The following is a 26,026-nucleotide window of genomic DNA, read 5'->3' as shown; positions in this document are numbered from 1 at the left end:
CGATACGGACCGCGCTGGAGGACATCGAGCTCGGCGGGGAACTGGTCAAAGCGGGGCAGACGCTCGTCGTGTCGATACCCGCGGCCAACCGCGACTCGGCGCGCTTCCCTCACCCCGACACGCTCGACCTGCGCCGCCAGGCCACCGGCCACATGGCGTTCGGCCACGGCATCCACCAGTGCCTGGGCCAGCAATTGGCCCGCGTCGAGATGCAGGTCGCGTTCCCGGCGCTGTTCCAGCGGTTCCCGACCCTGCGCCTGGCCGTCCCACCCGAAGAGGTCCCCCTGCGCACCGACATGGCGATTTACGGCGTGCACCGCCTTCCGGTGACCTGGGACGAGCCCTAGTTCAGGCGTCGCCGAGGCGGACGCGGGAGCCGTACACCTCCAGCAGCCTGTCGTTGTACGCGTCCCCGCCGGGTGTGTTGGCGGACCTGAAGACGGGCGGGGCTTGCCCGGCGGCCAGGAAACGGCCGGCCACCTCGGCGACCAGGAGCTGGGCGATCAGCACGCCGGTGAGGTTCGAGACTGGGCAGATGGCGCCGCCGCCGGGCAGGGGCAGGGCCGCGTCCCCGTACGGGGCGCCGTTGTCGATGACCACGTCGGCCAGGTCCGCCAGCCGCTCGTCCACGGAGAGCTCGGCGGTGTGGGCGCGTGAGGTGATGGCGATGACGCGGTGCCCACTCGTCCTGGCCAGGCGGGCCATCTCCACGATGGACGCGTTGCCACCAGAGTTCGAGATGATCACGAAGATGTCCTCCGGCCTGATGTCGGCCAGTTCCCAGATGCGCAGCGCGAGACTCGGCTCACGCTCGATCTTCGGGTCGAGGATGTCCCGCGGCGAGGCGTCACCGTAGTAGGCGACGTCGCGGATGCCGAGCTGATTGGCCGGCACCAGGCCGCCGGCCCGGCCCACGAGCTCGAGCGCGACCGACCTCGAATGACCGGTGCCGAAGGCCTGCAGCACTCCGCCCGCCCGCAGCGCCGCGAAGATCAGGCCGCCGGCCTCTTCGATCACGGACCGCTCCGTGTCGAGCAACCGGTTCACGGCGTTCCGTGCGGTTTCGGCGTACGCGTTCTGGTCGATCAAAATTCCTCCAACAGGTGTCGTGCGGTCTCGGCGAGCAACTCGGCGCTGCCCGGGGCCACCGGGCTGGCCAGCACCTCGTACTCGGTCCGCTGGTAGGCGTCGATGGTGGGCAGGTAGCCGGGATAGCCGTTGACGTAGCCGAGGACGACCACCGGCTCCCGGTGATCCGGGGCACGGAGGCTCTCGGCGACGGCGAGGAACGGCTCACCGGGCAGCCCGACCATGGTTAGCCCGCCTAGGCGGGCGGCGTGCACGGTCACACCGATCAGGGCGGGGGGCGCGCCCCCCGGCCCGCTGCGTGCCCGTACGCCTTCCAGCCTGCTGCGGGCCAGGCGGGTGGCGACCGGGTCGCCCGCGGCCAGCGCCGCCTCGTAGTCGGCGGTAAGCGCCGCTGGGTCGGTCGCCACGGAGGCGGGCTGGAGCGTCAGGCGCCGGTCGGCCGAGGAGATCCGCGAGTCCGCCGACCAGCCCTGGGTCGCGGGCCCGGCGAGCAGTTCGGTGCAGCGATCCGCGACGACCCCGCCGAGTCGGTCCAGCTCGGCCGGGTCCTGACCCCGCCGGGTGTGCCGGGTGCTGATGTCGCCGGCCGCGCCGGTGGCGACCACGACCCACACGTCCTCGCCGAGCCGTTCCCGCAGGCTCCGGCGTACGGCCCCCACCAGGTCGGCACTGGTCAGGCGGTTCGCCGCAGGCAGCACGGTGGGGTGGACGGGTAGCACCACCAGGACTCCGGCGAGCTCATCTGTTCGGATGGCGACCAGGTCGAGCGGCACCGCCGCCTCCGCCGACGGTCTGCTCCGGTCGGCGCCGACCCCGCGCAGCTCGCCGTGGTGCGCCGTGCCCGCGCACGGCTGCTCGCCGTCGATCGCCTGCCGTACGGCGGCTCGGGTCGCCTCGGCGATCCGGTCGAGCCACGGCTCCGGCGTCGGCCCGCCGCCGGGCACGCAGCCGGTCTCGGGTCCCGCGTGCGTATGGCTGGCGGCGAGCCACAGCTCACAGCTCGCCAACTGCCTGGCTCGCCGGGCCAGGTCCTCGTTCACGCAGATGACGTCGGCGGTGGCCAGTGCGAAGCGGCGCTCTCCGTCGAACCAGGTGACCGCGCTGACCTCCAGCGGGTCGAGCCGGCCGGTGGACGGTCCGGGGCGGTCGAGGTAGCCGCCCATCGGAGTGCCGTCCGGCACGGTGAACTCGACTCTGCCGTATCCCACTCTCATCGCCGTACCGTCCTGATCATCGTGTTGTAGCGCCCGGGGTCGTCGGCGGCGGCCAGCAGGGCGGCGCCCGCGAGGCTGTCACCCGTGGGCGGTCGCAGGCGGGCCTGGGGCAGCCGCCGCGCCAGCTCGGCCTCGAACCCGGCACGCAGCACGGGGTCGCGTAACAGACGGCCGGTCCAGGCGACGGGCACCGTGGCGCCCGCCGGGAAACAGCGGGCGGCGGCGGCCACCGTGCTCGCCAGCTCGCGGCCCGCCTCCTCGACGATGGCACGGGCCGTAGGGTCTTCGGTCAGGTCCAGGACGTGCACGGCGAAGCGCGCGACCCGCGCCACCGCGTCCGGAGCCAGGTAGAGCTTCGCGGGGAGTTCGGCGAGGTCGCCGAAGACGGCGCGGGCGCGCTCGGTGAGCGGGCCCGGCGTGGAGCGGCCGTCGAACCCTCGGTAGGCCGCGTCGAGCCCGCGACGGCCGATCCAGAACCCACTACCCGCGTCACCAAAGAGGTAGCCCCAGCCATCCGCCTGCCGGATCTCGCCGCGCACACCCGTGCCCGCGCCTTCGCCCACGCCCACGCCCACGCCCATGGCGATGGCGCCGGTGCCTGCGGCTAGCACCACGCCCGGCCCGCCGGAGAACGCGCCCGCGTGTGAGGTGACCACGTCGGTGGTGATCAGCACGCGCCGGGCCATCGTGAGGAGGCGGGCGGCCAGCTTGTCGGGGTCGTCCAGGATCGTGGTCAACCCCAGGCAGATCGTGTCGACCTCGCCCCAGCCCGCCCCGATCCGGTCGGTCGTACCCCAGTCCGTACCGCTCCGATCAGCGGCCTCGCCCCAAGCCGTCTCGATCCGGGCGAGTACGGACTCGACCGGCGAGCCTGCCGCGTACGACAGGCCGGGGACCTCTCGAACCTCCCGGACCTGTCCGGCCACCGCCAGGCCCAGCCGCAGCCCCGTCTGGCCGCCGTCGATCGCCACATCCATCTTGGGCCTCACTCCCCGGTCACGGTCCGGACTGGAATCTGTTCCGGCGGTACTCCGTCGGAGAGCAGCCGACGTGTCGCCGGAAGGCGGCGCGCAGCGCCTTCGTACTCGGATAGCCGGTGTGCGCGGCGATCACGTCGATGGGCAGGACGGAGGTGGACAGCAGCCTGCGCGCGTGCCGCAGCCGCAGCCCGGTCAGGTGGCGCAGGAACGTCGTCCGCCGCTCCCCGGCGAACAGGTGCGAGATGTAGAACGGGCTCGCGCTCACCGCCCCGGCCACCGTCGCCAGGCGCAGGGCCGGGTCGGTGTAGTGCTCGGCCATGTACGCCTCGGCCAGCGCCAGCACATCCCGGCGGGACGGCGGCGGCATCAGCCGTCCCAGCGTCTCCCGCAGCCAGATGTGCAGGTACGAGCGCTCGTGGATGTCACCGACCATGAGGATGTCCTCGATCGGCAGCCGGGCGCAGGCATCCACCCAGTCCGTCGACCCGTCGGCCAGCCTGGCCCGGTTGGCCACGTCCGCCACGAAGAGCAGCTCACCGATGAGCCAGTTGCGCAGCGTCCGCGGGTCGACGTCACGTTCGCTCGCGCATCTGTCCACCCACCTGGCCAATAACCCGGCCGCGCCGTTGCGATCGCCGGCCCGTACCGTTCTGGCGAGTTCCTGCTCGATCCGTACGGGAGGCGTCAGGGCGGCCGTACCGTGCGGGGGAGGGGGGATCACCCGGTCGCCGCCCAGGACGAGCTTGTAGTCGTTGACCCGCCTGGCGTCCTGTTCCGCCGCTCCGGAGGCCAGGCTCGGCGCGCCCAGGCTGACCGTGGCGGTCCACACCGTCTCGCGGACCATCCGGGCGCGTACCTCCTCGGCCAGTTCGGCCGCGTCGGACATCAGCGCGTCCGGATCGTCGCCGGTCAGCAGGACCAGCCACTCCTCCGGAGGTTGCGGACGGCACATCGCTCCCGGGCGCCCGTTCGCGGCGGCCCGTACCACCTGGTCGGCATACCCGAGTTGGCGGCGCGCCCACGGCCGCCCTCGGGCCTGCTCGGCAGCCATGAAGTCATCGAGATCCACGAGCGCGGCCACGGCATAGGTCATGGCTCTACTTTAGGCGGACCGAAATTGGACCGTATTCACGAGAGTGCCGACTCCGGCCACCGTCGCCCGCATGGTGTCACCGTCCTTGAGCGGGGCGATGCCGGCTATGGTGCCGGTCGCGATCAGATCGCCCGGCATCAGCGTCATGCCATCGGACAGGTCGGCGATCAGCCGGGGCAGGCCGAAGACCATCTGCCCGGTGTTGGCCCGCTGCCTGATCTCGCCTCCCACCTCCAATGTCAGCTCCAGTTTGTGCGGATCGGGCACCTCGTCCACCGTGGCCAGGTACGGACCCACCGGCGCGAAGGTGTCGAACCCCTTCGACTGGTCCCATGGCACGTTCCGGGAGATATTGGCCAGCTGCAGGTCGCGGGCCGTCATGTCGTTGATCACGGTGTAGCCGGCGACCGCCTCCTGCCACCGCTCCGCCGGCAGGTCCCGGGTCACCTTGCCGATGACGACCGCCAGCTCCACCTCGTGTTCCAGGTGACGGGTACGTGCCGGGGCGACCACCGGCTGGTTGTGTCCGGTGAGCGCGGACGGTGGCTTGAAGAACAGCACCGGCTCCGGCGGCACCTCCATGCCGCTCTCCTGCGCGTGCGCGAGGTAGTTCAGGGCCAGACAGCAGATCTTCGTACAGGTGGCCACCGGCGGCTCGAAGAGCACCGCCGATTCGTCGAGTGTCGGGCCGGAGGACCAGCGCCGGTCCACTTCTTCGGTGAGCCGCTCAAGCCCGAGGGAGTCCAGCAGGGCCACGGGGTCGTCGCCCAGGCCGGAGAGGCTGAGCAGTTCGCCGCCGGCGCGCCGGGCCACCAGCTCGACCGGACTGGATGGAGCCCGTCGAATACGTCCGAGAAACATGCCTGCAAGCCCACCAAGCGCCCGCGACCTCCACAAGCACCGAAATTTGCACTCTCGACCCTCTTCTTGTCCTCTTTCTTGTCGCCGGGCGATATGTCGCCGTTTGATGATTCCCATGACCCGGAATCTGGACGTCAGCCGCGACCTGTACGCCACCGCCCAGCGCTTCATCGCGGGCGGCGTCTCCAGCGATGCCCGCCGTACGGCCGGTGTCCCCCTCTACGTCGACCGAGCGGCCGGCGCGCGGATCTGGGACGTGGACGGCAACGTCTACCTCGACTACGTACTCGGCCAGGGCCCCGCGCTGCTCGGCCACTGCCCGGCCCCGGTGGCGGAGGCGGTCGCCGCGCAGGTCGCCCGCGGCATCGTCTACTCGGCCCAGCACGCGGCCGAGGTCCGGGTGGCCGAGCGGGTGTGCGCCATGGTGCCCTCGGCCGAGCGGGTCCGCTTCAACACCGTCGGTTCGGAGGCGGTGCACGCCGCCCTGAGGCTGGCCCGTGGTTACACCGAGAGGTCCAAGATCCTCAAGTTCGAGGGCCACTACCACGGTTGGCTGGACCCTGTCCTGTACAGCGTGCACCCCGCCGTCGACCTGGCGGGTCCCGCCGCCGCGCCGGTCGCCGTGCCGGGTACGGCGGGTCAGCAGCACGGCCACTCCGACGACCTGATCATCTGCCCGTGGAACGACCTCGACGCCCTCACCCGCCTGATGGACCAGCACGCCGGCCAGATCGCCGCCGTCATCACCGAGCCGGTGCTCTGCAACACCGGGGCCATCGAACCCGACCCCGGCTACCTGCGGGCGGTACGCGAGCTCTGCGACCGCCACGGCACCCTGCTGATCTTCGACGAGATCATCACCGGCTTCCGGCTCGCCCCCGGCGGCGCCCAGGAGTATCTCGGCATCACCCCCGACCTCTCGATCTTCGGCAAGGCCATGGCCGGGGGCATGCCGGTGTCCGCGCTGGCCGGCAAGGCGGCCGTCATGGACCACATCTCCGCGGGGAAGGTCGCGCACGCGGGTACCTTCAACAGCCAGCCCGTCGGTATCGCGGCGGCCGAGGCGACGCTGCGCATCCTGGACGAGCGGCGCGAGGAGGTCTACGGCACTCTGTTCGCACGCGGGGAAGCGCTGATGGACGGCCTCAGGGCGGCCGCGGACAAGGCGGGTGTGCCGATGCTCGTGGCCGGGCCGGGGCCGGTCTTCCAGACGTACTTCACCGACGCCCGTGCCGTACGCGACTACCGGGACTTCGCCGCCACCGACCGGGCCATGATGACCCGGCTGCACGCGGCGCTGCTCGAACGAGGAGTCAACATGGTGCCGCGTGGCCTGTGGTTCATGTCCACGGAACACACGGAGGCGGACATCGCCGCCACCGTCGACGCCTTCACCGACGCCCTCGGGGCCCTCTGAGCCCCCCTCGGCGACGATCTCGGGACTCTGCGACCCTCAGCGCCGCGAGGCGGGCTCAGGCCAGAACGTCACTTCGGGGAAGTCCTTCGACGGCTTGTCCAGCAGCGGCTCCCGCTGCTGGCGCAGGTGCTGGGCGAGGAAGGCGCCGACGTACGCCCGGGTGATCGACACGGCGCGCTCACCGTCCAGCGCCGGTGCGGGCAGGCCCACCTGCGGCCTGATCACCGCGTAGTCGGTGAACGAGGCGTGGTCCGTGTCCGCGACCGACAGCCAGCGCTTCCACCCGTTCACCTTCGGCCACCAGTTGACCCACGACACGTCACCGGCGGGCGTGTGGTTCTCCTTGGTGCCCATCATGAGGAGCGGCCCGCGTACCGTACCCGTGGGCTGCTTCGGGTTGTAGCTCCCGTCGAGGTTCACCCCGGCGCGCACCCGCCTGTCGGCGGCCATGAGCTGCGGGGCCGCGTTGCCGCCCGCCGAGAAGCCGACCAGGCCGATCCGCGACCTGTCGACCAGTCGCCCCCAGCCGCTCTTCGCGGTGAGCCGGTCGAGCACGAACGACAGGTCGATCACCCGGCTCTTCGCGATCGCGGCCCCTCTCTCCTCGGTGTTCTCCCCAGCGCACGCGGCGCAGGTCGTGGTCCGCCCGTCGGGGAACGTGGTGGCCACCGACTCATAGGTGTGCTCGACGGCCGCGACCAGGTACCCCTTGCTGGCCAGGTCCTCCGCCAGCGAGGTCATCGTCGCGCGGGGGAAGCTGAAGCCCGGCGACACGAGCACGAGCGGTAGGCCGTGGCCTCGGGGCTTCGCGTTCACCGTGGCGTATGTCCGGGTCTTGGCCAGTGTGTCGGCGGGGACGTTCGGATAGGGCTTGACGATCAGCGCCGACTCCTGCGGCGTCACGTAGGGAGCCGCCCGCGTGCCCGCCTTCGCGGCCGGGTACCACAGGGAGACCATGAGCTGCCGCGGCCCGTCCTGCGGCACCCACGGATCGGGACGATCGGTGTCGACCAGATGCAGGGAGGCCAGCCCGACGGGGTACTTCCCGGTGGGCGCGGGCAACGAGGTGCCCGCGGTCTCGGCTTGTGCTTGTGCCTGTCCGGTCGGCGTCGCCAGCAGGGCCACGCCCAGGGCCACGATCAGGTGTCGTTTCATGCGGCCCAGCCTGGGCCCGCACCCACCGTCCCGGCTTGCCCGGGAAGTCGACCGGCACCCCCTCCTTTCGTAGCGGTCCCGATCGACGATCGGCTCGGGCGGCGGCCCCGCGTCGCCCCATAGGCTGACGAACATGCAGGTGAGCAGACGGATCGAGGGCGGCTTGCCGGTGTTGCTCGGGCCGTCCGTGTTCGTGGTGTCCGCGGTGCCGTTCGATCAGACCGACGGCCTGACGTCGCCGGTGTTCGTCACGACGGCGGCCGCCGCGGGCGTGGCGGCCTGGTGGGCGCGGCGGTCGTGGTGGCCGCTCGCCGTGCTCGGTGCCGTCTTCTACGTGTGGCTGGTGATGTGGCCGCCGCTGATGGTCGCCTCTTACTACGCCGGTACGACCCTGCGCGGCACCCGCGCCATCGCGAGCTACCTGGGCGGCACCGCCGTGGCGCTCGGCGCGGCCGTCGTCGTCGGCGACCTGATCGGCGGACGCCGGGAGATGGTCACGGCGACCCCCGCCAACGTGGCGCTGATGGCCATGGCCCTGGTGGGGCTGCCGTTCGTGTTCGGGCTCTGGACCCGGGCCCGGCGCGACGTGCTGGCCGCCGCCAGAGAGCGGGCCGACCGGCTCGAACGCGAGCAGGTGATGCGGGCCGAGCAGGCCAGGGCCCAGGAACGGGCGCGCATCGCCAGGGAGATGCACGACGTGGTCGCGCACCGGGTCTCGCTGATGGTGCTGCACGCGGGGGCCCTGGAGGTACGGGCCGCCGACGAGCCCACGGCCCGTACGGCGTCCATGATCGGCGACATCGGCCGGGAGGCGCTCGCCAACCTGCGCGAGTTGCTCGGCGTACTGCGCTCGAACCAGCTGCCCGCCGAGCTCAGCCCGCAGCCCACGCTGGCCGACCTCGACCGGCTCCTCGACCAGTCGCGCGCGCTGGGCATCTCGGTACGCAGGCACGACCATGGCCGGCCACGCGCACTCGGCTCGACGGTGGAGCGGACCGCCTACCGGGTGGTTCAGGAGGCACTCACCAACGTGCACAAACACGCCCGCGACGCCCACACCGACGTACACGTGCGCTTCCTGAACGACACACTCCAAGTGGAGATCCTGAACCGTGGCACCGCCGACGGGCCGGGCGCGGAGCAAGCGCTGTCCGGGGCGGAGCGGGCGCTGCCCGGGGCGGGGTGGGGGCTGGCGGGGTTGCGTGAGCGTGTCGAGCTCCTCGGGGGATCGCTGGCGGCGGGCCCCAGACAAGAGGGCGGCTACCGCGTCACCGCCGACATCCCCGTGAGGGCCGCGGCATGATCCGAGTGCTGGTCGTGGACGACGAGGCCCTGGTCAGGTCCGGGTTGCGGATGATCCTGGAGACGGCCGACGACATCGTGGTGGTGGGCGAGGCCAGGGACGGCGAGGAGGCCGTCGGGGCGGCGGCCCGGCTCAGGCCGCACGTGGTGCTCATGGACGTACGGATGCCCGGCACCGACGGCCTGACCGCCGCCGCCCGCGTGCTGGCCGCCCCGGACCCGCCCAAGATCGTCATGCTGACCACGTTCGACCTGGACGAGTACGTCCACGAGGCGCTGCGGCTCGGCGCGGTCGGCTTCCTGCTCAAGGACACGCCGCCGAGAGACCTGACCGCCGCCGTCCGTACGGTGGCCGCCGGCCAGGCCATGCTCTCCCCGTCGGTCACCAGGCGGCTGATCGACGCGTTCGTGGATCGGGCGCCCTCGCGGTCGGACTCGGCCCGCAGGCGGCTCGCCGCGCTCACCGGCCGCGAGGAGGACGTGATCAGGGCCCTCGCCCGCGGCCTGTCGAACGCCGAGATCGGCCGCGACCTGCGCCTCTCGGAGGCGACGGTCAAGGCGCACGTGAGCCGGGTACTGGCCAAACTCGGCCTGACCAACCGCGTCCAGGCCGCCATCCTCGTCCACGACGCCGACCTCTGAACTTGTCTTTCAGTCCTTGCGCGTCCACGCAAAATACACGGGGCGCTAAGTGACATCTGTATCTGTTTGTCCTGGCCGGCTGGGGTGCAGGGTTGGGTTCATCACCCACTTGCCAGGGAGCAGACCATGACTTTGGCCAACGAGAGCGTGCGCATCACGCGTACCTACCCGACCACCCCCGAGCACGTCTGGCGGCTGTGGACCACCCCCGAGGGCATCGCCTCCTGGTGGTCGCCGGACGGCTTCACCGTCGAGGTCGGAAAGCTCGACCTGCGGCCCGGCGGCGACCTCATCTATACGATGACCGCCACGGCGCCGGAGCAGATCGCGTTCATGGAGAGCCACGGGATGCCGCTGAGCACCGAATCCCGCAAGAAGTTCGTCGAGGTGTCGGAGCCGGGCAGGCTCTCCTACACCTCGCTCGCCGACTTCATCCCCGGCGTGGACCCGTACGACTTCCTCACCGTGGTCGAGCTCGAGACCGTCGAGGGCGGCGTCCGCGTCACGATGACGGCGGACGCGATGCACGACGAGGAGTGGACCCAGCGGCTGGCCGCCGGCCGCGCCAACGAGCTCGACAACCTCGGCCGTGTGATCGACGCCGACGAGGCAGGCGCGTAGGCATGGCCAAGCCATGACCCTCCTCCTCTCCCCGGCCAGGCCGCCGCTGGTGGCCGCCACTCGGCCGGGCCACCTACCCTGGTCAGCCGGGACACGTGGACGGGGGGTGGTTCGGCTGGTGGCGTTCTGGCGATCCGACCGCGTCGTCCGGCTGGCTCCGGTCGGCGCGGTCGCCTGCAGCGGCCTGCTGCCCGCGCTGCAGGTCGCGCTGTCGTTCAGCTATCTGGGCAACGACGCCCGCACCGGATTGTGGAGCCTCGCGGCGACCGCGGTGTACCTGCCTCTGCACCTGCGCCACGTCTGGTACGCGGCACGCGCCATCCGGCCCTCGGCCGGCCACTGGACATTCGCGGTGATGGCCGTCATCATCCTCGCCATCACTCCACTGGCCGGGAACATGTGGCCGCGCACCTACGCGAGCCTCGCCGTGTCGGCCGTCCTGGTCCTTCCCGGCCCGTGGTCCTTCGTCGCGTACCTGTCGCTGGTGATCGCGGGGGCACCCGCCGCCCTGCTGCTGGGCCTGCCATGGAACGCCGCGCCGTGGCTCACTCTCTCGGAGCTCTGCGGCAGCGGGGCCGTACTCCTGCTCGTCTGGCTCTCCGCCGCCCTCGTCCGCCTGCGGTCGGCCAGGGAGGTGCTCGCCCAGCGGGCGGTCGCACAGGAGCGGCGCCGCATCGACGACGACCTCCGCCGTACGCTCGGCACCGCCCTGGAGTCCCTCGCGGCCCGCGGCGCACGCACCGCCGACCTGCTGACGACCCCGCTCGACAAGCGGGCTGAGCTGGAGGCGGAGCTGTCCGGGCTCGCCGACGACTCCCGGCGTACGCTCGCCGAGGCCAGACAGCGGGTACGCGGCTACCGCCAGCCGTCCCTCCGAGCCGAACTCGACACGGCCGCCACCCTGCTCGCCGCGGCCGGCATCGAGACCCGCCTGCAGCTGCCCCGCACGGGCATCCCCGACACGATCGCACCGCGGCCCCGGGCGGCCCTGCGCGCGACGGTCACCGGCCTGCTGCGCACCGACGGCGTGAGCACCTGCACGATCACGGCGACCGTCCTGACCAGCGGAGTACGCCTGGAGGTGCGCGCCGACGACACCATCGAAACCATCGACGTGCGGCCCCACATCCATACGTCCGAGGCCCGCCCATGACCCCGCCGGTCGCGCCGCGATGGGTCGTGCGCCACCCCCTCTGGCCGCTGATCGCCCTGCACGTCCTGCTGGCCGTACAGGTCCCCGTCTACACGACCCTCGGCATGGACGGCCCACCCGGCAACCCGGTCGCTGCCACCGTCGCCTGCGCCCTGGCCCTCTGCCTGAGCCTGCGACACAGCCTGGCCGCCTCCAGAGGCGAACGCCCGGCGGGCTGGCCCTGGACCCTGGCGGCGCTCGCCATCCTCGCCAACGTCCCCCTGTGGTGGTTCGGCTCGAACTGGCAGGCCTTCACCACCTTCGCCCTCGCCTCGATCGTGATGCTGCTGCGCGGTCGTCTGATGCTGTTCGCGGTGATCGCGCAGCTCCTGCACAACCCGGCGAAGGAGGTGATCGCCATGCTGCGCGACGACGCCCACACCATCCCCCAGGCACTTCTCCTGGGCGCGTATGCCCTGTTCAGCCTCATCCTGTACGCCGGCACGCTGGTCGGCGGCGCCCGCCTGGTCCGGCTGCTGAACGAGCTGGAGGCCACCCGCACCGAGCTGGCCGCCACCGCCGTCGGCGAGGAACGCATCCGTGTCTCCCGCGACCTGCACGACCTGCTCGGCCAGAGCCTGTCGGCCATCTCCCTCAAAGGCGACCTGGCCCTCCGCCTGCTCGCGAAGGACACCGCCGCCGCCCGCGCCGAGGTCGAGAGCCTGACCGGCGTCGCCAGGGACGCGCTGCGGGATGTACGCGCGATCACCCGCGACGAGCACTCCGTATCGCTGCGCACCGAGATCGACGGCGCCGCGGCCCTGCTCGGCGCCGCCGGCGTCGACACCCGCCTGGACGTGGCCGACCTGCCGCCCCTGTCCGGCCCCGCCCAGAACGCCCTGGCCTGGGCGATCCGCGAAGGCACCACCAACCTGCTACGTCACAGCGACGCCCGCACCTGCGCCATCACCCTCACCCACCACCAGGGCACGGTACGACTGGAGATCGTCAACGACGGCGCCCAGCCTCCTTCCGGGGCAGCCGACCTGACCCGCACCCCATCCCACCTCGCCCCGTCCGGCACCGGGCTCTCCGGGTTGGCCGAGCGGACCCGCGCCGCCTCCGGCACGTGGCTCACCACCGCCCACGACGGCCTGTTCCGGCTGTCGGTAGAAGTCCCCGAGGAGGTCGCGTGATCCGCGTGCTGATCGCCGAGGACATGCACATGATCCGTTCAGCCCTGGTCGCCCTGCTGTCGCTGGAGGACGACATGGAGGTCGTCGCCGAGATCGAACGCGGCGACGAGGTCCTCGCCACCGCCCTCCGCGTCCACCCCGACGTGGCGGTCCTCGACATCGACATGCCCGGACTGGACGGCCTGTCCGCTGCCGAACAACTGTCCGTCCGGCTCCCCGCCTGCCGCACCCTCGTACTCACCGGCCTCAGCCAGCCCGGCAACCTCCTGCGCGCCCTGAAGGTCCACGTCAGGGGCTTCATCGTCAAGGACGCCCCCGCCCAAGCCCTCACCGACGGCATCCGCCGCATAGCCCGCGGCGAACGCGTCATCGACCCCGAACTCGTCGCCGCCGCCCTGGAAACCGGCAGCAGCCCGCTCACCCCTCGCGAGACCGAGGTCCTGCGCGCCGCCGCCACCGGCATCCGCGTCGCCCAGATCGCCACCGATCTTTCGCTGTCGCAGGCCACCGTACGCAACTACCTGTCGAACGCGATCAACAAGGTCGGCGCCCGCAACCGCATCGACGCCATCCGCATCTCCCGCGACGCCGGCTGGCTCTGAACCCCGTCCTACTCACCCTGAGGTTGGTGACTTTCCGGCTGTGGATCCTCGGTCGGAAAGAAGATCGTGCTCAGCAGGTGGTGGCTGCGGTCCGGCGCGGGTTCGTTCCGCAGCCGGGGCATGATGACGCCGACCATGTCGCTGATCATCTCGGTGCGTTCGTCCTGGTTGAGCCAGAGCGGGAACTGCCGGTAGGACACCGAGTCCGCCGTCGGGTCGGCGTTCTCGCGGTCGAGGTAGGCGTTGAACTCCGCGAGCAGGGCCGCCATGGCCGCGGCGAAGCCGTGCCGGTGGTCTTCCAAGGACATCGACGCGGCCGCGTCCTGATCGATCACCGCCCGCGTCCGGCGTAGCCGGTAGTGGCGTTCGACGGCGCCGTGCACCCGCTGCTCGCCCTCCACCTCCAGCACTCCCGCCTCGGCCAGCAGGCCCACGTGCCGGTACACCGTGGTCTTGGGGACGTCGGGCAGGCGAGCGCACAGGTCGGACGTGGTGCGGGTCAGTCCGCCGGACATGGCGTGCACGATGCGCAGCCGGACCGGGTGCAGGAGCAGATCAAGCGTGTCCATCTGGGTACGATCCCATATCTGGTACTGTTCCCAAACTTGGGAAAGCAACGTACAGGAGGGGTTCAGCGATGAAGGACTACCAACCGACGCTTCCACTCGGGCGGTTCTACGAGGTGGGAGGGCGGCGGTTGCCGCTGCATCGATCGGGCGACGGGAGCCCGGCGGTGGTGTTCCTGCCTGGAGCCGGATCGTCCGGCATGGACTTCCTGAACGTCCAGGAGCGGGCCGCCGAGCTCACCACGAGCGTGCTCTACGACCGTGCCGGAACGGGGTGGAGCGACCGGGCCGAGCTGCCGCGCACCTCCACCGAGGTCACCGACGAGCTGCGCGAGCTGCTGCGGGTCGCCGGCGTGCCCGCGCCGTACCTGCTGGTCGGCCATTCCCTCGGCGGCCTGTACGCCCGCCACTACGCGCAGCGCTTCCCCGGCGAGGTGTCGGGCCTGGTCCTGGTCGAACCCGAACACGAGGACTACGACGCGTACATGCCCCCGAAGCTGGTCGAGACCTGGGCCGAATGGGACCCCGACCAGGCGGTTCCCGACGAGCTGCCCGACGAGGTCATCCAGTTCTACCGCGGCCTGTTCACGCAGGTGCTGGCCGACTGGCCGGCGGCCACCCGCGAGCTGCTCGTCGAACGCCATGTCAGCCCGGAATGGATAGGGATCGGCGCCCAGGAGGCGGCGAACCGCTACCAGCTCCACGACGAGGTACGCGGGGCGGGGCGGCTGCCCGACGTGCCGCTGATCGTGCTCACCGCCACGGGTATCGACGCCTTCAAGGAAGCGGTGTCCCAGGGCACCCCCGAATCGCTGCTGCGCGAGGAGATCGACGGCAAGCGGCGACTGTATGACGCGCTGGCCGCATCGGTGTCGCGTGGCGAGAACCGCCTGGTCGACGATGTCGGCCACGCCTCTATCATCTTCCGCCGGCCCGATGCCGTCTTCCAGGCGATCCACGACCTCCTCAACAGGTGACCACGACCTCCATGGCCTCCTCGGCAGGTGACAGCGGGCGCCGCGCGGCCCGCTAAGGTCGTCAGGCGTGACGAACGAGTTGGAGCCACTCGCCGAACGGCAGCGGGAGTTCGCGCGTGCGCGAGACTGGGAGCAGTTCCACACGCCGAAGAACCTCGCCATGGCACTGGCGGGGGAGGCAGGGGAGTTGCTGGCGGAGTTCCAATGGCTCACCCCCGACGAGTCGGCCGATCTCGACCCCGAGGCGCTCGCCCGGGTCCGCTCGGAGCTCGCCGACGTGACGCTCTATCTGGTACGGCTGGCGGACGTGCTCGGCGTCGACCTGGTGGCGGCCGCCAACGCCAAGCTCGACGAGGGCGAACAACGCTATGACGCCGACCTCTACCGCGGCTCCGCCAGAAAGGCACCACCCCTCAACCGGTCTCCTCGCGAGAGCCGGCCTCCTCGCGAGTGAGCGCCGATGCCGTGGCGTCGGCGACGGTCGTGGCGAAGGCGGGCAGGTCGGATCGGTCTTCGAGCAGCAGGAACAGCCAGGCGAACACCGGCCCGAGCAGCAGCGCGTGCACCACGGCCGGTTCGGGCCGCCGCGCCAGCTCGCCCCGCCCGACCGCCCGGTCGAGGATCTCGACCAGGCAGCGCCGTTCGGCGGCGACGAACGTGGCGGCGAACTTGGCCGCCAGAGCCGGATCCGCGTGGACGTCGGCCAGCAGGCCGGGCACCACGCCGGGCGGCGGCGCGGCCAGCTGGTCCACCATGAGGTGGGTCAGAGTGGCGAGGTCGGCGCGGAGTGAGCCCGCGTCGGGAGGCGTGTCGAGCTCCAGGTCGTGCAGCGCCACCGCGAAGATCATCTCCTGCTTGGTGGCGTACCGCCGGTAAATGGCGGCCTTGCCCACGCCCGCCCTGGTCGCGACCGTGTCAACCGTCAGCTGCGCATAGCCGTGCTCGGCGATCAGCTCGCGCGCGGCGGTGGCGATGGCCTTGTCCACCCGGTCGTCCCGGGGGCGGCCCAGGGGCTGCTTTCGTTCCCGCATGGCGGCGAGTATACGGAACTCATAGTTCCGGAAAAGGCTTGCGCGCAGGCGAAAGGAGATCCATGATACGGAACTATGAGTTCCGAAACTGATGTTTCCGTAAGAGGAGTGGTGTGGGCGGGCGGGATCATCATGTTCCTGGCCGCCGCGCACCTGCTGATCACCGGGGTGATCAGCGCCCAGCACCTGCCGGACTGGTTCAGCGGTGCGCTGTGGCTGGGCGCGGACGGGCTCGACAGCCTGCGCGATCCGGCACCGGCGGCGGGCGCCTTCTGGATGGTGTGGGGCAGCTTCGCCGTGCCGCTCGGGCTGGTGGGGGCGTTGGTGTTGCGGTTCGGGCGGCTCGGACAGGTGCCGCCGCCGTACATCGCGATCGGGGTGGCCGTGTGGGGCCTGGTCGCGGCCGTGGTGCTGGAGCCCACGCCGTTCGTACTCGTCGTGATCCCGGCGGGCATGCTGCTCGCCGCCCAGCGCGGGCGCCGGGCGGCGACCGCGTGAGCTCAGTGCCTGTCGGCCGTGGCCAGCTCGGACAGGTTCATCGCCATCGTGTGGTGGACCGCCGGGATCCAGTCCAGGGCGCGCAGCGCCGTGTTGCGCAGGACCCGTAGCGGGGAGTTGCCCACGGTCGCGATCTTCGTCATCTTGTGGGTGAACGCGACCACTTCCTCGGCGACCGGGCGACGCTCCGCTTCGTACTCGTCCAGGACCGTCTCCGGAGCGCCCTCGCGCAGCACCGCGGTGAGCTTCCCGGCCAGGTTGAGCGCGTCCTGGATGCCGGTGTTCATGCCCTGGCCGCCGGCCGGGCTGTGGACGTGGGCGGCGTCTCCGGCCAGGAAGAGCCGGCCCGCCCGGTAGTGGTCGGCCAGCCGGTGGTGGACCCGGAAGCGGGAGCTCCAGACCAGACCGGTGACCGTGGACCGGTGAGCGTGGGGACCGCGGGTGTCGAGCAGCGCCTGGATGTCGGCGACAGTGGGGTGCTCGGGAGCCTCGTCGACCGTCGCGACGATCCGGTGGCGGCCGCCCGGCAGCGGGGCGACCACGGTCACCCCCTCCGGGGCGAAGTACAGCGCCACCTCGTCGGCCGGTCCCGTCCAGTCGAGATGGACGTCGGCCAGGATGAACGACTGGGCATAGGTGTCGCCCGTGAAGGAGATCCCGCTCTGCTCGCGGATCGTGCTGTGCATGCCGTCGGTGCCGACGACGTACGAGGCGCGGATCAGCCCGCCGTCGGAGGTCTTGGCGGTGACGCCTGCGGGCTGCTGCTCGACGATCGAGATCTCGTGCGGGCGATGGACCGTGCCGCCCTGGCTGAGCAGCCGGTTCAGCAGTACCTGCTCGGTGATGTTCTGGGGGACCAGCAGGGTGTACGGGAAGTCGGTCGGCAGCTTGTCGAAGCCCACCGTCAGCAGGACCCGGTCACGGTCGCGGACGGTGAAGCGGGGCACGGTGACACCGGCGGCCACCAGTTCGTCGCTCACGTCTATCGCGCGCAGCACCTCCAGGGTGCGGGCGTGCACGACCGCCGCCCGCGAGGTGTTCGCGCCTTCCGGCGCCTTGTCCACGAGTACGGCGTCCACCCCCTGCCCGGCCAGCGCCGTGGCCAAGGAGAGACCGGCCGGGCCCGCGCCGACGATCAGGACATCCGTACTGGCCGGAAGCTTGGCATTCATGTTGTGGAGTCCCCTCAGTAGTAGTGACGCATCAGTTCGGTCGCCCAGGCCGGCTGTACGACCTCGCCCTGCGGGCCGAACTCCGCCATATAGGGCTTGAGATCGAGGACCGGGCTGCCGTCGATGGCGTCCAGACCGCGTACGCGTACGTCGAGGCCGTCGACGCCGAGCAGGCGACAGCGGGAGACGCCCAGCCGGTTCGGGCGGTTCTTGCCGCGCTGGGCGAAGATGCCCACCAGCGGCCAGTCCGGGTTGCCTCTGGGACGGCGGGCCGAGGTGTTCACCGAAGCGGGGTCCACGAGGTGGAACTGGAACACCACCTCCAGGTGCGAGAACGCCTCCAAACCGGCCAGGGAGTCCGGCGCGAAGCGGCTCCCGTCGAGCCGGATCACGGCCTCCTCGGTGTTCCAGTCGTCGTCGAACGCCTCGGTACGCCCGCCGACGACGGTCCCCACCGGCTGCAGGCTCACATGTTCCATAGCTCAGGACCGTAAGGGCCGCGCCGCCCCGGCCGAATCCGTCACGGTGACCGGTACCTGGGAGGGCGGCTCACGGGATTCGGTCACCGGTTAGGTAGGGTCGGGCAGCATGATCGGCCGACATGCGGAGATCGCCCTCCTGCGGAGGATGATCGCCGAGTCCGGGGCCGGCCAGGGCAACGCCATCGTGGTGTACGGCCAGGCCGGGATCGGCAAATCGGCGCTGCTGGCGGAGGTCGCCCGGACAGCCGGCGGGGACCCGCTGGTGCTCCGCGTCACCGGCGTCGAGGCCGAGGCCGAGCTGCCCTTCGCCGCCCTGCACATGCTGCTGGGGCCGGCCCGGCAGCTCATCACGGAGCTCCCGGCCGCCCAGCGGGACGCCTTGCGCGGCGCGTTCGGCCAGAGCGAGGGCGGGGCCCAGGACCGGTTCCTGGTCGGCCTCGCGGTGCTGACCCTGCTCGCCGACCTCGCCGGCGAACGCCCCCTGCTGTGTCTCGTGGACGACGTGCAGTGGCTGGACCGTGCCTCGGTGGACGCGCTGGTGTTCGCGGCCCGCCGGCTGGGCGCCGAGCGGATCACCATGATCCTGGCCGCTCGCGACGACGGTACGGAGCGGCCCGTCGACGGCGTACCCGAGCTGCGGCTCGCCGGTCTCGCCCGGCCCGACTGCGAGGCGCTGCTGGCCGAGGTGGCGGCCGATCTGGTGCCCGAGGCTCGGGACCGGGTGATCGAGGAGGCCGAGGGGAATCCCTTGGCGCTGCTGGAGTTCGCCGGGACCCTCACTCCCGAGCAGCGGGCCGGCCGGCTGAGCCCGCTGCCCCTGCAACCACCCCGGCTCTCCCTGGCCGGCCGCCTCGAACAGTCGCTGCGCGCCGCGATCCGGCTGCTCCCCGAACGCACCCAGCGGCTGCTCCTGATCGCTGCGGCCGAGGACTCCGGCGACCTGGACCTCGTCCTGCGGGCGGCGCAGAGCTTCGGGGCGGCGGAGGGGTTCGGGACCCGGATGGCGGATGGCGTTGGGGCCGGGGCGGCGGAGGGCTTTGGAGCTCGGACGGCGGAGGGCCTCGGGGCGGGGACGGCGGTGGGCTTCGGGGCCGGGTTGGCCGATCTGGAACCGGCCGAGCGCCGTCAGCTGGTGCGGGTCTCGGAGGATCGGCTGCGATTCCGCCACCCGCTGGTCAAGACCGCCGCGTATCGCGAGGCGCCGCTCGCCCATCGGGTGGCCGCCCATCACGCGCTGGCGCGGGTCCTCGACGGCGACGAGCAGGCCGACCGCCGCGCCTGGCACCTGTCCGCCGCCGCGGTCGGGCCGGACGAGGAGACGTCGGCCGTACTGGCCGCGACCGGGGACCGTGCCCGGCAACGCGGCAGCCACGCCTCGGCCGCCACCGCGTACGAGCGGGCCGCGCAGCTGACCGTCGACCGGCGGCTGCGGGCTCAGTGGCTGGCCGCGGCCGCCGAGGCGGCGATCGGCACCGGGCAGCTGGCCCGCGCGGGCGCCGCCGCCGATCGGGGACGGCGCCTGACCGGGGATCCCGCGGTGCTGGCCCGGCTGGCCGCCGTACGGGCCGCGGTCGACGCCGAACACGGCGGACCGACGCCGGCCGCGCACACTCTGATCGAGGCCGCGGCGGGCATCGCCGGGAACGCGCCGGACGACGCGGCCTCCCTCCTCGCGACCGCCGCGGGTGAGGCCTGGTTCGCGGGCGACCGTGCCGCGCTCGGGCAGATCACGGAGCTCCTGGCCGCTCTCGGCCCGGGGATCGACGACTCCCTCGCGACGGTGGCCGGAGCGGTACGCGGCATGGAGCGGGTGGCCGCGGGAGACCCGGCCGCCGGACTCCCACTCCTGCGCGCCGCCATCGTGCCGTTACGCGCGGTCCTCCCCACAAGCACCGCGACCCTCGGTACAAGCACCGCCGTCCCGCCGCCGCACGCGAGCCTTCCCACACCCGCCGCCGCCGGCCGGGTCATCGGGACGTACGCCGTGTTCAGCGCCCTGATGACCGGCGACGACGACGCCGCCTGTGAGATGGCGGCCGCGCAGGTGGACACCTGCCGCGAACAGGGCCTGATCGGCGCTCTGCCGCACGCCCTCCAACTCCTCTCCCAGGCGCAGATCCTCCACGGCCGGCACGCGGAGGCGGCGGCCTCAGGCGCCGAGGCGTGGCAGATCGCGCATGACACCGGGCAGGCCGGGCGGCTGCGCCACCTGCACGGCATCCTGGCCCGCCTCGCCGCCATAGAAGGCGACGACGAGAGGTGCGTACGGCTCGCCCAGCAGGCCGAGGGCGCCGCCCAGGAACGCAACGGATCCGGCTGGGGCGGCTGCGCGCTGACCCTGCTCGACCTCGTACGCGCTCGGCACGAAGCGGTGGCCGAGCGGATGGCGCGGGTCCTCGACGGACCGCTGGGCCACACCGTGATCGTCACCTTCGCCATAGCCGACTACGTCGAGGCCTGCGCCCGCCTGGGCGAGCCGTCACTGGCCACTGAGGCGTTCGCCCGGTTCGACGCCTGGGCGGCGGCCAGCGGCCAGCCGTGGGCCGACGCCGTCGCGTACCGCTGCCGGGCTCTGCTCGCCCCACCCGGCGAGGCCGAGGTGCACTACACCGCCGCGCTCCAGCGGCACGCCCAGGGCGGGCGGCCGTTCGAGCGGGCCAGGACCGAGTTGCTGTACGGCGAGTGGCTGCGGCGGGGCCGCCGGCGGTCCGATGCCGGAGTGCGGCTGCGTGCCGCGATGGACCGGTTCGCCGCACTGGGCGCGACCCCCTGGGCCGAACGCGCCCGTACGGAACTGGCCGCCACCGGCGCCCGCGCCGACCTGCCGGAGCCCGGCGGCCAAGCCAGACCGCTCGACACGCTGACCCCTCAGGAACTGCAGGTCGTCCGGCTCGCCGCGACGGGCGCCACGAACCGGCAGATCGCCGCCCAGCTCTTCCTCAGCCCGCGGACGGTGGGGTTCCACCTGTACAAGGCGTACCCGAAGCTGGGCGTCTCCTCGCGCACGGACCTGGCGGGAATCGACCTGGGCTGGCCCGCCTGACCGCAGCACCGGAGACACCAGAACACCGGACCGGCTGATCCAGCCGATCCGGTGTCTCATGGGATGAGGGCATCATGCGGCGGTCAGCACCTCAGGCCCGTCCGACGAAGCCCTGTCCGACGAAGCCCCGTCCGCCGTGGCCCCGTCCGCCGTGGCCCCGTCCGCCGGCGCGTCGTGCGCCTGCGCGGCGCGGTCGTGGTGGCGGAGCACGGCGATCGTGACGGCGGCGAGGACGAGGAAGACCACCACACCGACCGCCGCGACCGCGTTCAGCCCGGTGGTGAAGGCGTCCCTGGCGACCTCCAGTACGCCGGGCAGATCCTTGGCGACCGTCACCGCCGCGGTGATGCTGTCACGGGCACCCTCCACCGGCAGCGTGTCCGGCAGCCGGCCACGGTAGACGGCGGTGCCGAGGCTGCCCAGCACGGCCACGCCCACGGCCACCCCGAACTCGCCGGAGGTCTCGCCGAGCGCCGCCGCCGATCCGGCCTTCTCCACCGGGGCGGCCGTCATGATCAGGCCGTTGCCCGCGCCCATCGGCACCGCGATCCCGGCGGAGGCGAGGATCAGACCGGCCACGACCAGCCACGTACCACCGACGCTGGGCACCTGGGTGTGCACGAACAGCCCCACGGCGCCGACCACCAGCCCGCCCGCCATCGCGTACGCCGTCCCGAACCGGCGGGCGAGGACCGGGGCGAGCGTCAGAGCGGCGATCATCACGATGTTCTGCGGCACCAGCCACAGCCCGGCGCTCAGGGGCGACAACCCGGCGACCGTCTGCAGGTACGTCGTGGACATCAGCGTGGTGCCCGCCATGACCACGCCGCCGAGCAGCATGATCCCGAGGGTGGCGGCGAACGCGCGGTTGCCGAACAGGCGCAGGTCGAGCAGCGGGCTGGCCAGACGGCGCTGGCGGCGGACGAACACCACGCCGACGCCCACACCGATCACGACCGTGGCGACGGCCAGCGGGTTGACGCCGTTCCTGGCGACGTCCTTGAGCCCGTAGATGAGCGGCAGGATGGCGGTCAGCGACAGCGCGACGCTGGCCGGGTCGAGCCGTCCGGCGGCCGGGTCGCGATACTCGGGCAGCAGCGCCCGCCCGGTGGCCAGCAGCAGCACCATGAACGGCACACCGAGCAGGAACGCCGAACCCCACCAGAAGTGCTCCAGCAGCAGGCCACCCACCAGCGGGCCGAGCGCCATGCCGACCATGAAGCAGCTGAACCAGATCCCGATCGCGGCGCCCATCTGCTTCGGATCCCGGAACATGTTGCGCAGCAACGCCATCGACGACGGCATCAGGGTGGCCCCCGCGACGCCCAGCAGGGCTCGGGTGGCGATGAGCATCTCGGCGCTGACCGAGAAGGCGGCCAGCACGGACGCGGCACCGAAGCAGGCGGCGCCGATCATCAGGAGCCGGCGGCGGCCGATCCTGTCGCCCAGTGTTCCCATCGTGACCAGGAACCCGGCCAGCATGAACGAATAGATGTCCAGGATCCACAGCTGCTGCGGCGCGCTCGCGCCCAGACCGGCGCTCAGCCGCGGCAGCGCCAGGTAGAGGACGCTCCCGTCAAGGGAGAGAAGCAGGGCCACCGAGGCCAGGACGCCCAGCCCGAGCCATTCCCGTCGTCCGGCGAGGTTGTTGATCGTGTTTCCCATGCCTTCACGGTGCTGGAGCGGCCTTCAGATCCACTTCTCGTCCGCTTAAGGTGGCCCTTATGCGCTTTGGGGTGCTCGGGCCGCTGGCCGTATGGACCGACCAGGGGGAGCCCGTCACGATCCCCGGGCTGAAGGTCCGCGCGCTACTCGCCGACCTGCTGGTGGACGAGGGCCGGCCGGTGTCGACCGACCGGCTCGTGGACGACCTGTGGGCGGGCGAACCGCCGGCCAAGTCCGCGGGCGCGCTCCAGGTGCGGGTCTCGCAGCTGCGGCGCGCGCTGGAGGAGGCCGAGCCGGGTGGCAAGAACCTGATCGTCTCGCGCGCGCCCGGCTACCTGATCAAGGCCGCCGAGGGTACGGTCGACGCCGCGCGGTTCGCCGACCTGCTGGCCCGCGCCGAGACGGCCGAGAGCCCGCGGACCAGGGCGGAGCTGCTGTCCGACGCGCTGGCGCTGTGGCGCGGCCCGGCGTTCGCCGACTTCGCCGACGAGGAGTACACCAGGTCCGCGATCCTCCGGCTGGAGGAGCAGCGGCTGTCCGCCCTGGAACAGCAGGCCGAGGCGCGGCTGGAGCTGGGCGAGCACGGCCTGCTCGTGGGCGAGCTCGGTGACCTGGTGGCCCGCAATCCGCTGAGGGAGCGGCTGCGGGCCGTACACATGCGGGCCCTGTACCGCGCGGGACGGCAGAGCGAGGCGCTGGCCAGCTACGCCGACCTGCGCGAGCGGCTGGCCGAGGAGCTCGGCCTCGACCCCGGGCCCGAGCTGGCCGCGCTGCATCAGGCCATACTGGGCCAGGACCCGGCGCTGAGCAGCCCGGCCGACCGGCCCGTCACGAACCTGCCCGCTTCGCTCAGCGACCTGATCGGCCGGGACGGCGCGCTGGCGGAGGTCCGTACCCTGCTGGAGAGCAACCGGCTCGTCACCCTGACCGGCAGCGGCGGCGTCGGCAAGACCCGGCTGGCGCTGGAGACCGCCACCCGGCTCGCCGACGCGTACGCGGACGGCGCGTGGCTGGTCGAGCTGGCCCCCCTCGACCGGGGGACGCGCTCACCGGACCCCGACGGGCGGGCGGAGGCGGCGGAGCTCGACATCCGGGCGGTGGCGGAGACTGTCGCGGCGGCGCTGGACATCCGGGAGGAGTCCGACGGGACGCCCCTGGACGACCGGCTGGCCGACGCGCTCCGCTCCCGGCAGCTTCTACTCGTCCTCGACAACTGCGAGCACGTGATCGAGCGGGTCGCCGAGCTGGCCGGCCGGTTGCTGCGGGCCGCTCCCGGGCTGCGCGTGCTGGCCACCAGCCGGGAACCGCTGGCGGTGGCCGGTGAGGTGCTGTGGAGCGTGCCGCCGTTGAACGTACCGGCCGGCGCCGACCCCGATGAGGTGGCGCGGTCCGAGGCGGCCCAGCTGTTCGTGGCGCGGGCCGCCGCCTCCGCTCGCGGCTTCACCCTCGACGAGGGCAACGCAGGGGCGGTCGCGCAGCTCTGCCGGCGGCTCGACGGGATCCCGCTGGCTCTGGAGCTGGCCGCGACGCGGGTACGCGCGCTCGGCGTGCACGGGGTGGTGGCCAGGCTCGACGACCGGTTCCGGCTGCTCGCCTCCGGGCAGCGCGGCGCGCCGCCGCGTCAGCAGACGCTGATGGCGGTGATCGACTGGAGCTGGCAGCTGCTCACGGAGCCCGAACGCGTCGTCCTGCGCCGCCTGGCCGTCCACGCCGACGGCTGCACGCTGGAGGCCGCGGAGGAGACCTGCGCGGAGGACGGGCTCGACGTGCTCGACCTGCTCGCGCGGCTGGTCGACCGCTCGCTGGTGGTCGTGGCCGACGGTACGGGGGGCATGCGGTACCGGCTGCTGGAGTCGGTGGCCGAATACTGCCTGGAGCGGCTGGCCGAGGCGGGTGAGCTGGATCGGGTACGACAGGCGCACTCGGCCTATTACACGGCGCTGGCCGTACAGGCTGAGCCGTATCTCTACGGGCACGCCCAGCGGGAGTGGCTGCTGCGGCTGGACGCGGAGGCCGCGAACATGCGGGCGGCGCTCGACGCGGCCGCGGCGGCGGGGGACGCGGCCGGTGCGCTGACGCTGGTGAACGCGCTGGCCTGGTATTGGGTGCTGCGCGGCCGGCTGGCCGAGGGGCGCCGGTCCCTGGAGTCGGCCCTGGCCATCGGGGACGCTGTTCAGGACTTCGGTGTGTCGAGCTCGCCTCGGGCTAGGGCGGGGGCGTGGCGGGCCGGGTTCGCCGTCATGCTCGGGGAGGACGTCGACTGGCGGTCCGCCGTGGATCGGGTGGAGGATCCGGGCGTACGGGCCAGGGCCGAGTGGTTTATCGGCTCGTCGGCGCTCGACATGGTGACCGGGCAGGAATTGGTGACGAGCGCGCTGGCGACGTTCCGGGCCATGGGCGATGAGTGGGGGATCGCCGCGGCCCTGAGCTGCCGGGCGCGGGACGCCTTCACTCGACGGGACTTCGTGGCCCTCGAACGCGACGGTGAGGAGAGTGCGCGGCTGTTCCGGCAGCTCGGCGACCGGTGGGGAGTGCTCCAGGCCACGGAGTGGCTGGGCGGGCTGGCCGAGATGGGAGGCGACGCGGAGCGGGCCAGGCGGCTGTTCGCCGACGGGCTGCGGATGGCGGAGGACCTCGGGCTCTGGCCGGAGGTGGCCGGGCGCACCGCGTGGCTGGGCTGGATGGAACTGGGGGCGGGCGAGTTCGAGCGGGCCATGGAGCTGTGCGGGCGGGCCCTGCACATCGCCTCCGGGCAGGGCCATCGAGAGACCACGATCATGGCCGAGATGGGGCTCGCTTATGCCGAGCGCCGGGCCGGCCACCTCGACCTGGCGGAGCAGCACCTGAACCACCTGCTCGAAGGGATCGCCAGGGGTCCCGGCGTCGAGCCCGCCCTGCACCTGCCGGACACACTCGTCGAGCTCGGCTTCCTCATCGAGCGGCGCGGCGACGTCTCGACCGCCAGGGACCTGCACCTGGAGGCGCTCACGGCGGCGCAACGCATCGGCGACCCGCGCTCGGCGACATGGGCCGTGGAGGGCCTGGCCTCCGCCGTGGCCGCCGGGGGCGCCCACGAACGGGCCGCCCGGTTGCTGGGGCTGGCGGCGGCCGTCCGCGAGCACAACCAGACGCCCGCCGCTCCGTCGGAGGCGGCCGAGATCACGCGGGCCACCGAGGTGGTCGTGGAGGCGTTGGGGGAGGCGGCGTTCGGCATCGCGTACGAGCAGGGCGGCAGGCTGAAACTCGAGGACGCGGCCGACCTAAGCCCGTAAGGCCATCAAGAGCCTG

At 72.3% G+C, this 26,026-nt stretch carries 24 protein-coding genes; 13 read left to right on the top strand and 11 right to left on the bottom strand.

The genetic code is table 11. The features are described from left to right. A partial coding sequence (locus AB0L53_RS51875; protein ID WP_364012063.1) for a cytochrome P450 occupies positions 1 to 347 on the top strand: 347 nt, incomplete at its 5' end. Position 348: 1 nt separating this feature from the next. On the opposite strand, the gene AB0L53_RS51870 is transcribed toward AB0L53_RS51875, so the two are convergent. The 5 genes from AB0L53_RS51870 to AB0L53_RS51850 are packed head-to-tail and all read right to left on the bottom strand — an operon-like array spanning position 349 to position 5,189. Beyond that, positions 349 to 1,089 carry an SIS domain-containing protein gene (locus AB0L53_RS51870; protein WP_364012060.1) on the bottom strand — a complete coding sequence of 247 codons (741 nt, stop codon included), beginning with the start codon at positions 1,087 to 1,089 and terminating at the stop codon, positions 349 to 351. Then, positions 1,086 to 2,303, bottom strand: a complete 1,218-nt coding sequence (locus tag AB0L53_RS51865) for a hypothetical protein (RefSeq protein ID WP_364012057.1) — start codon at positions 2,301 to 2,303, stop codon at positions 1,086 to 1,088. The genes AB0L53_RS51870 and AB0L53_RS51865 overlap by 4 nt, the downstream gene beginning before the upstream one ends. Further along, positions 2,300 to 3,280, bottom strand: coding sequence for a BadF/BadG/BcrA/BcrD ATPase family protein (locus tag AB0L53_RS51860; protein ID WP_364012054.1), 981 nt, complete (start codon positions 3,278 to 3,280; stop codon positions 2,300 to 2,302). Before AB0L53_RS51860 ends, AB0L53_RS51865 begins: the two co-directional genes overlap by 4 nt. Before the next feature lie 19 nt (positions 3,281 to 3,299). After that, the gene (locus AB0L53_RS51855; protein WP_364012051.1) at positions 3,300 to 4,376 is read right to left on the bottom strand and encodes an AraC family transcriptional regulator; all 1,077 of its coding nucleotides are present in this window, start codon (positions 4,374 to 4,376) and stop codon (positions 3,300 to 3,302) included. A gap of 9 nt (positions 4,377 to 4,385) precedes the next feature. Then, entirely contained in the window at positions 4,386 to 5,189 is an 804-nt protein-coding gene (locus AB0L53_RS51850) for a fumarylacetoacetate hydrolase family protein (protein ID WP_364012048.1), read from the bottom strand. Positions 5,190 to 5,352: 163 nt separating this feature from the next. Between AB0L53_RS51850 and AB0L53_RS51845 the strand changes: the two genes are divergently transcribed. Further along, a complete protein-coding gene (locus tag AB0L53_RS51845; RefSeq protein WP_364012045.1) occupies positions 5,353 to 6,654 on the top strand; it encodes a glutamate-1-semialdehyde 2,1-aminomutase in 1,302 nt (433 codons plus the stop codon). 36 nt (positions 6,655 to 6,690) lie between these two features. On the opposite strand, the gene AB0L53_RS51840 is transcribed toward AB0L53_RS51845, so the two are convergent. Further along, a complete protein-coding gene (locus AB0L53_RS51840; RefSeq protein WP_364012042.1) occupies positions 6,691 to 7,809 on the bottom strand; it encodes an alpha/beta hydrolase in 1,119 nt (372 codons plus the stop codon). A 133-nt stretch (positions 7,810 to 7,942) separates the two neighbouring features. Between AB0L53_RS51840 and AB0L53_RS51835 the strand changes: the two genes are divergently transcribed. From AB0L53_RS51835 to AB0L53_RS51810, 6 genes are all read left to right on the top strand, one after another. After that, positions 7,943 to 9,112 (top strand): histidine kinase, encoded by a 1,170-nt coding sequence (locus tag AB0L53_RS51835; RefSeq protein WP_364012040.1) that lies wholly within the window; start codon positions 7,943 to 7,945, stop codon positions 9,110 to 9,112. Further along, complete coding sequence (locus AB0L53_RS51830; protein WP_364012037.1) at positions 9,109 to 9,753, top strand: response regulator transcription factor; 645 nt, start codon at positions 9,109 to 9,111, stop codon at positions 9,751 to 9,753. Before AB0L53_RS51835 ends, AB0L53_RS51830 begins: the two co-directional genes overlap by 4 nt. Positions 9,754 to 9,879: 126 nt before the next feature. After that, positions 9,880 to 10,374, top strand: a complete 495-nt coding sequence (locus AB0L53_RS51825) for an SRPBCC domain-containing protein (RefSeq protein ID WP_357942228.1) — start codon at positions 9,880 to 9,882, stop codon at positions 10,372 to 10,374. Positions 10,375 to 10,492: 118 nt separating this feature from the next. After that, a complete protein-coding gene (locus AB0L53_RS51820; RefSeq protein ID WP_364012034.1) occupies positions 10,493 to 11,527 on the top strand; it encodes a hypothetical protein in 1,035 nt (344 codons plus the stop codon). Next, on the top strand, positions 11,524 to 12,702 hold the full coding sequence (locus AB0L53_RS51815) for a histidine kinase (protein ID WP_364012031.1): 1,179 nt from the start codon (positions 11,524 to 11,526) through the stop codon (positions 12,700 to 12,702). The genes AB0L53_RS51820 and AB0L53_RS51815 overlap by 4 nt, the downstream gene beginning before the upstream one ends. Next, positions 12,699 to 13,304 carry a response regulator transcription factor gene (locus tag AB0L53_RS51810; RefSeq protein WP_364012028.1) on the top strand — a complete coding sequence of 202 codons (606 nt, stop codon included), beginning with the start codon at positions 12,699 to 12,701 and terminating at the stop codon, positions 13,302 to 13,304. The genes AB0L53_RS51815 and AB0L53_RS51810 overlap by 4 nt, the downstream gene beginning before the upstream one ends. Positions 13,305 to 13,312: 8 nt before the next feature. Here AB0L53_RS51810 and AB0L53_RS51805 read toward each other — a convergent pair whose 3' ends face one another. Continuing rightward, positions 13,313 to 13,873 carry a helix-turn-helix domain-containing protein gene (locus AB0L53_RS51805; protein WP_364012025.1) on the bottom strand — a complete coding sequence of 187 codons (561 nt, stop codon included), beginning with the start codon at positions 13,871 to 13,873 and terminating at the stop codon, positions 13,313 to 13,315. A 68-nt stretch (positions 13,874 to 13,941) separates the two neighbouring features. Between AB0L53_RS51805 and AB0L53_RS51800 the strand changes: the two genes are divergently transcribed. Next, positions 13,942 to 14,847 carry an alpha/beta hydrolase gene (locus AB0L53_RS51800; RefSeq protein WP_364012022.1) on the top strand — a complete coding sequence of 302 codons (906 nt, stop codon included), beginning with the start codon at positions 13,942 to 13,944 and terminating at the stop codon, positions 14,845 to 14,847. Between the two features lie 67 nt (positions 14,848 to 14,914). Continuing rightward, positions 14,915 to 15,301 carry a nucleotide pyrophosphohydrolase gene (locus AB0L53_RS51795; RefSeq protein WP_364012019.1) on the top strand — a complete coding sequence of 129 codons (387 nt, stop codon included), beginning with the start codon at positions 14,915 to 14,917 and terminating at the stop codon, positions 15,299 to 15,301. Here AB0L53_RS51795 and AB0L53_RS51790 read toward each other — a convergent pair. Next, a complete protein-coding gene (locus AB0L53_RS51790) occupies positions 15,261 to 15,878 on the bottom strand; it encodes a TetR/AcrR family transcriptional regulator (RefSeq protein ID WP_364012016.1) in 618 nt (205 codons plus the stop codon). The two genes, AB0L53_RS51795 and AB0L53_RS51790, sit on opposite strands and share 41 nt — an antisense overlap. A 75-nt stretch (positions 15,879 to 15,953) precedes the next feature. Between AB0L53_RS51790 and AB0L53_RS51785 the strand changes: the two genes are divergently transcribed. Then, positions 15,954 to 16,376 carry a hypothetical protein gene (locus AB0L53_RS51785; RefSeq protein WP_364012013.1) on the top strand — a complete coding sequence of 141 codons (423 nt, stop codon included), beginning with the start codon at positions 15,954 to 15,956 and terminating at the stop codon, positions 16,374 to 16,376. A 2-nt stretch (positions 16,377 to 16,378) separates the two neighbouring features. Here the strand turns inward: AB0L53_RS51785 and AB0L53_RS51780 are convergent, their stop codons facing one another. Together AB0L53_RS51780 and AB0L53_RS51775 are read right to left on the bottom strand one after the other, a co-directional pair. Beyond that, positions 16,379 to 17,548 (bottom strand): FAD-dependent monooxygenase, encoded by a 1,170-nt coding sequence (locus AB0L53_RS51780; protein ID WP_364012010.1) that lies wholly within the window; start codon positions 17,546 to 17,548, stop codon positions 16,379 to 16,381. 14 nt (positions 17,549 to 17,562) lie between these two features. Further along, complete coding sequence (locus tag AB0L53_RS51775) at positions 17,563 to 18,027, bottom strand: SAM-dependent methyltransferase (RefSeq protein ID WP_364012007.1); 465 nt, start codon at positions 18,025 to 18,027, stop codon at positions 17,563 to 17,565. A gap of 109 nt (positions 18,028 to 18,136) precedes the next feature. Here AB0L53_RS51775 and AB0L53_RS51770 point away from each other — a divergent pair, with 109 nt between their 5' ends. Beyond that, the gene (locus tag AB0L53_RS51770) at positions 18,137 to 21,073 is read left to right on the top strand and encodes an AAA family ATPase (RefSeq protein WP_364012004.1); all 2,937 of its coding nucleotides are present in this window, start codon (positions 18,137 to 18,139) and stop codon (positions 21,071 to 21,073) included. A 72-nt stretch (positions 21,074 to 21,145) separates the two neighbouring features. Here AB0L53_RS51770 and AB0L53_RS51765 read toward each other — a convergent pair whose 3' ends face one another. Further along, on the bottom strand, positions 21,146 to 22,738 hold the full coding sequence (locus AB0L53_RS51765) for an MFS transporter (protein WP_364012001.1): 1,593 nt from the start codon (positions 22,736 to 22,738) through the stop codon (positions 21,146 to 21,148). A 59-nt stretch (positions 22,739 to 22,797) separates the two neighbouring features. On the opposite strand from AB0L53_RS51765, the gene AB0L53_RS51760 reads away from it, so the two are divergent. After that, positions 22,798 to 26,010 carry a BTAD domain-containing putative transcriptional regulator gene (locus AB0L53_RS51760; protein WP_364011998.1) on the top strand — a complete coding sequence of 1,071 codons (3,213 nt, stop codon included), beginning with the start codon at positions 22,798 to 22,800 and terminating at the stop codon, positions 26,008 to 26,010. The last annotated feature ends 16 nt before the right edge of the window (positions 26,011 to 26,026 follow it).

Origin of the sequence: Nonomuraea sp. NPDC052129 (genome assembly GCF_040680095.1) — a bacterium.
Taxonomy (GTDB): Bacteria; Actinomycetota; Actinomycetes; order Streptosporangiales; family Streptosporangiaceae; genus Nonomuraea.
The sequence above is the reverse complement of the archived record's forward strand: the minus strand, read 5'-3'. Positions and strand labels throughout refer to the sequence as shown.

What these genes read in the sequence shown, in the direction of transcription:
- AB0L53_RS51865 (WP_364012057.1), bottom strand. Translation starts at nt 2,303, where the DNA reads ATGAGAGTGGGATACGGCAGAGTCGAGTTCACCGTGCCGGACGGCACT.
- AB0L53_RS51860 (WP_364012054.1), bottom strand. Translation starts at nt 3,280, where the DNA reads ATGGATGTGGCGATCGACGGCGGCCAGACGGGGCTGCGGCTGGGCCTG.
- AB0L53_RS51855 (WP_364012051.1), bottom strand. Translation starts at nt 4,376, where the DNA reads ATGACCTATGCCGTGGCCGCGCTCGTGGATCTCGATGACTTCATGGCT.
- AB0L53_RS51845 (WP_364012045.1), top strand. Translation starts at nt 5,353, where the DNA reads ATGACCCGGAATCTGGACGTCAGCCGCGACCTGTACGCCACCGCCCAG.
- AB0L53_RS51840 (WP_364012042.1), bottom strand. Translation starts at nt 7,809, where the DNA reads ATGAAACGACACCTGATCGTGGCCCTGGGCGTGGCCCTGCTGGCGACG.
- AB0L53_RS51835 (WP_364012040.1), top strand. Translation starts at nt 7,943, where the DNA reads ATGCAGGTGAGCAGACGGATCGAGGGCGGCTTGCCGGTGTTGCTCGGG.
- AB0L53_RS51830 (WP_364012037.1), top strand. Translation starts at nt 9,109, where the DNA reads ATGATCCGAGTGCTGGTCGTGGACGACGAGGCCCTGGTCAGGTCCGGG.
- AB0L53_RS51825 (WP_357942228.1), top strand. Translation starts at nt 9,880, where the DNA reads ATGACTTTGGCCAACGAGAGCGTGCGCATCACGCGTACCTACCCGACC.
- AB0L53_RS51815 (WP_364012031.1), top strand. Translation starts at nt 11,524, where the DNA reads ATGACCCCGCCGGTCGCGCCGCGATGGGTCGTGCGCCACCCCCTCTGG.
- AB0L53_RS51805 (WP_364012025.1), bottom strand. Translation starts at nt 13,873, where the DNA reads ATGGACACGCTTGATCTGCTCCTGCACCCGGTCCGGCTGCGCATCGTG.
- AB0L53_RS51800 (WP_364012022.1), top strand. Translation starts at nt 13,942, where the DNA reads ATGAAGGACTACCAACCGACGCTTCCACTCGGGCGGTTCTACGAGGTG.
- AB0L53_RS51790 (WP_364012016.1), bottom strand. Translation starts at nt 15,878, where the DNA reads ATGCGGGAACGAAAGCAGCCCCTGGGCCGCCCCCGGGACGACCGGGTG.
- AB0L53_RS51785 (WP_364012013.1), top strand. Translation starts at nt 15,954, where the DNA reads ATGAGTTCCGAAACTGATGTTTCCGTAAGAGGAGTGGTGTGGGCGGGC.
- AB0L53_RS51780 (WP_364012010.1), bottom strand. Translation starts at nt 17,548, where the DNA reads ATGAATGCCAAGCTTCCGGCCAGTACGGATGTCCTGATCGTCGGCGCG.
- AB0L53_RS51775 (WP_364012007.1), bottom strand. Translation starts at nt 18,027, where the DNA reads ATGGAACATGTGAGCCTGCAGCCGGTGGGGACCGTCGTCGGCGGGCGT.
- AB0L53_RS51770 (WP_364012004.1), top strand. Translation starts at nt 18,137, where the DNA reads ATGATCGGCCGACATGCGGAGATCGCCCTCCTGCGGAGGATGATCGCC.
- AB0L53_RS51765 (WP_364012001.1), bottom strand. Translation starts at nt 22,738, where the DNA reads ATGGGAAACACGATCAACAACCTCGCCGGACGACGGGAATGGCTCGGG.
- AB0L53_RS51760 (WP_364011998.1), top strand. Translation starts at nt 22,798, where the DNA reads ATGCGCTTTGGGGTGCTCGGGCCGCTGGCCGTATGGACCGACCAGGGG.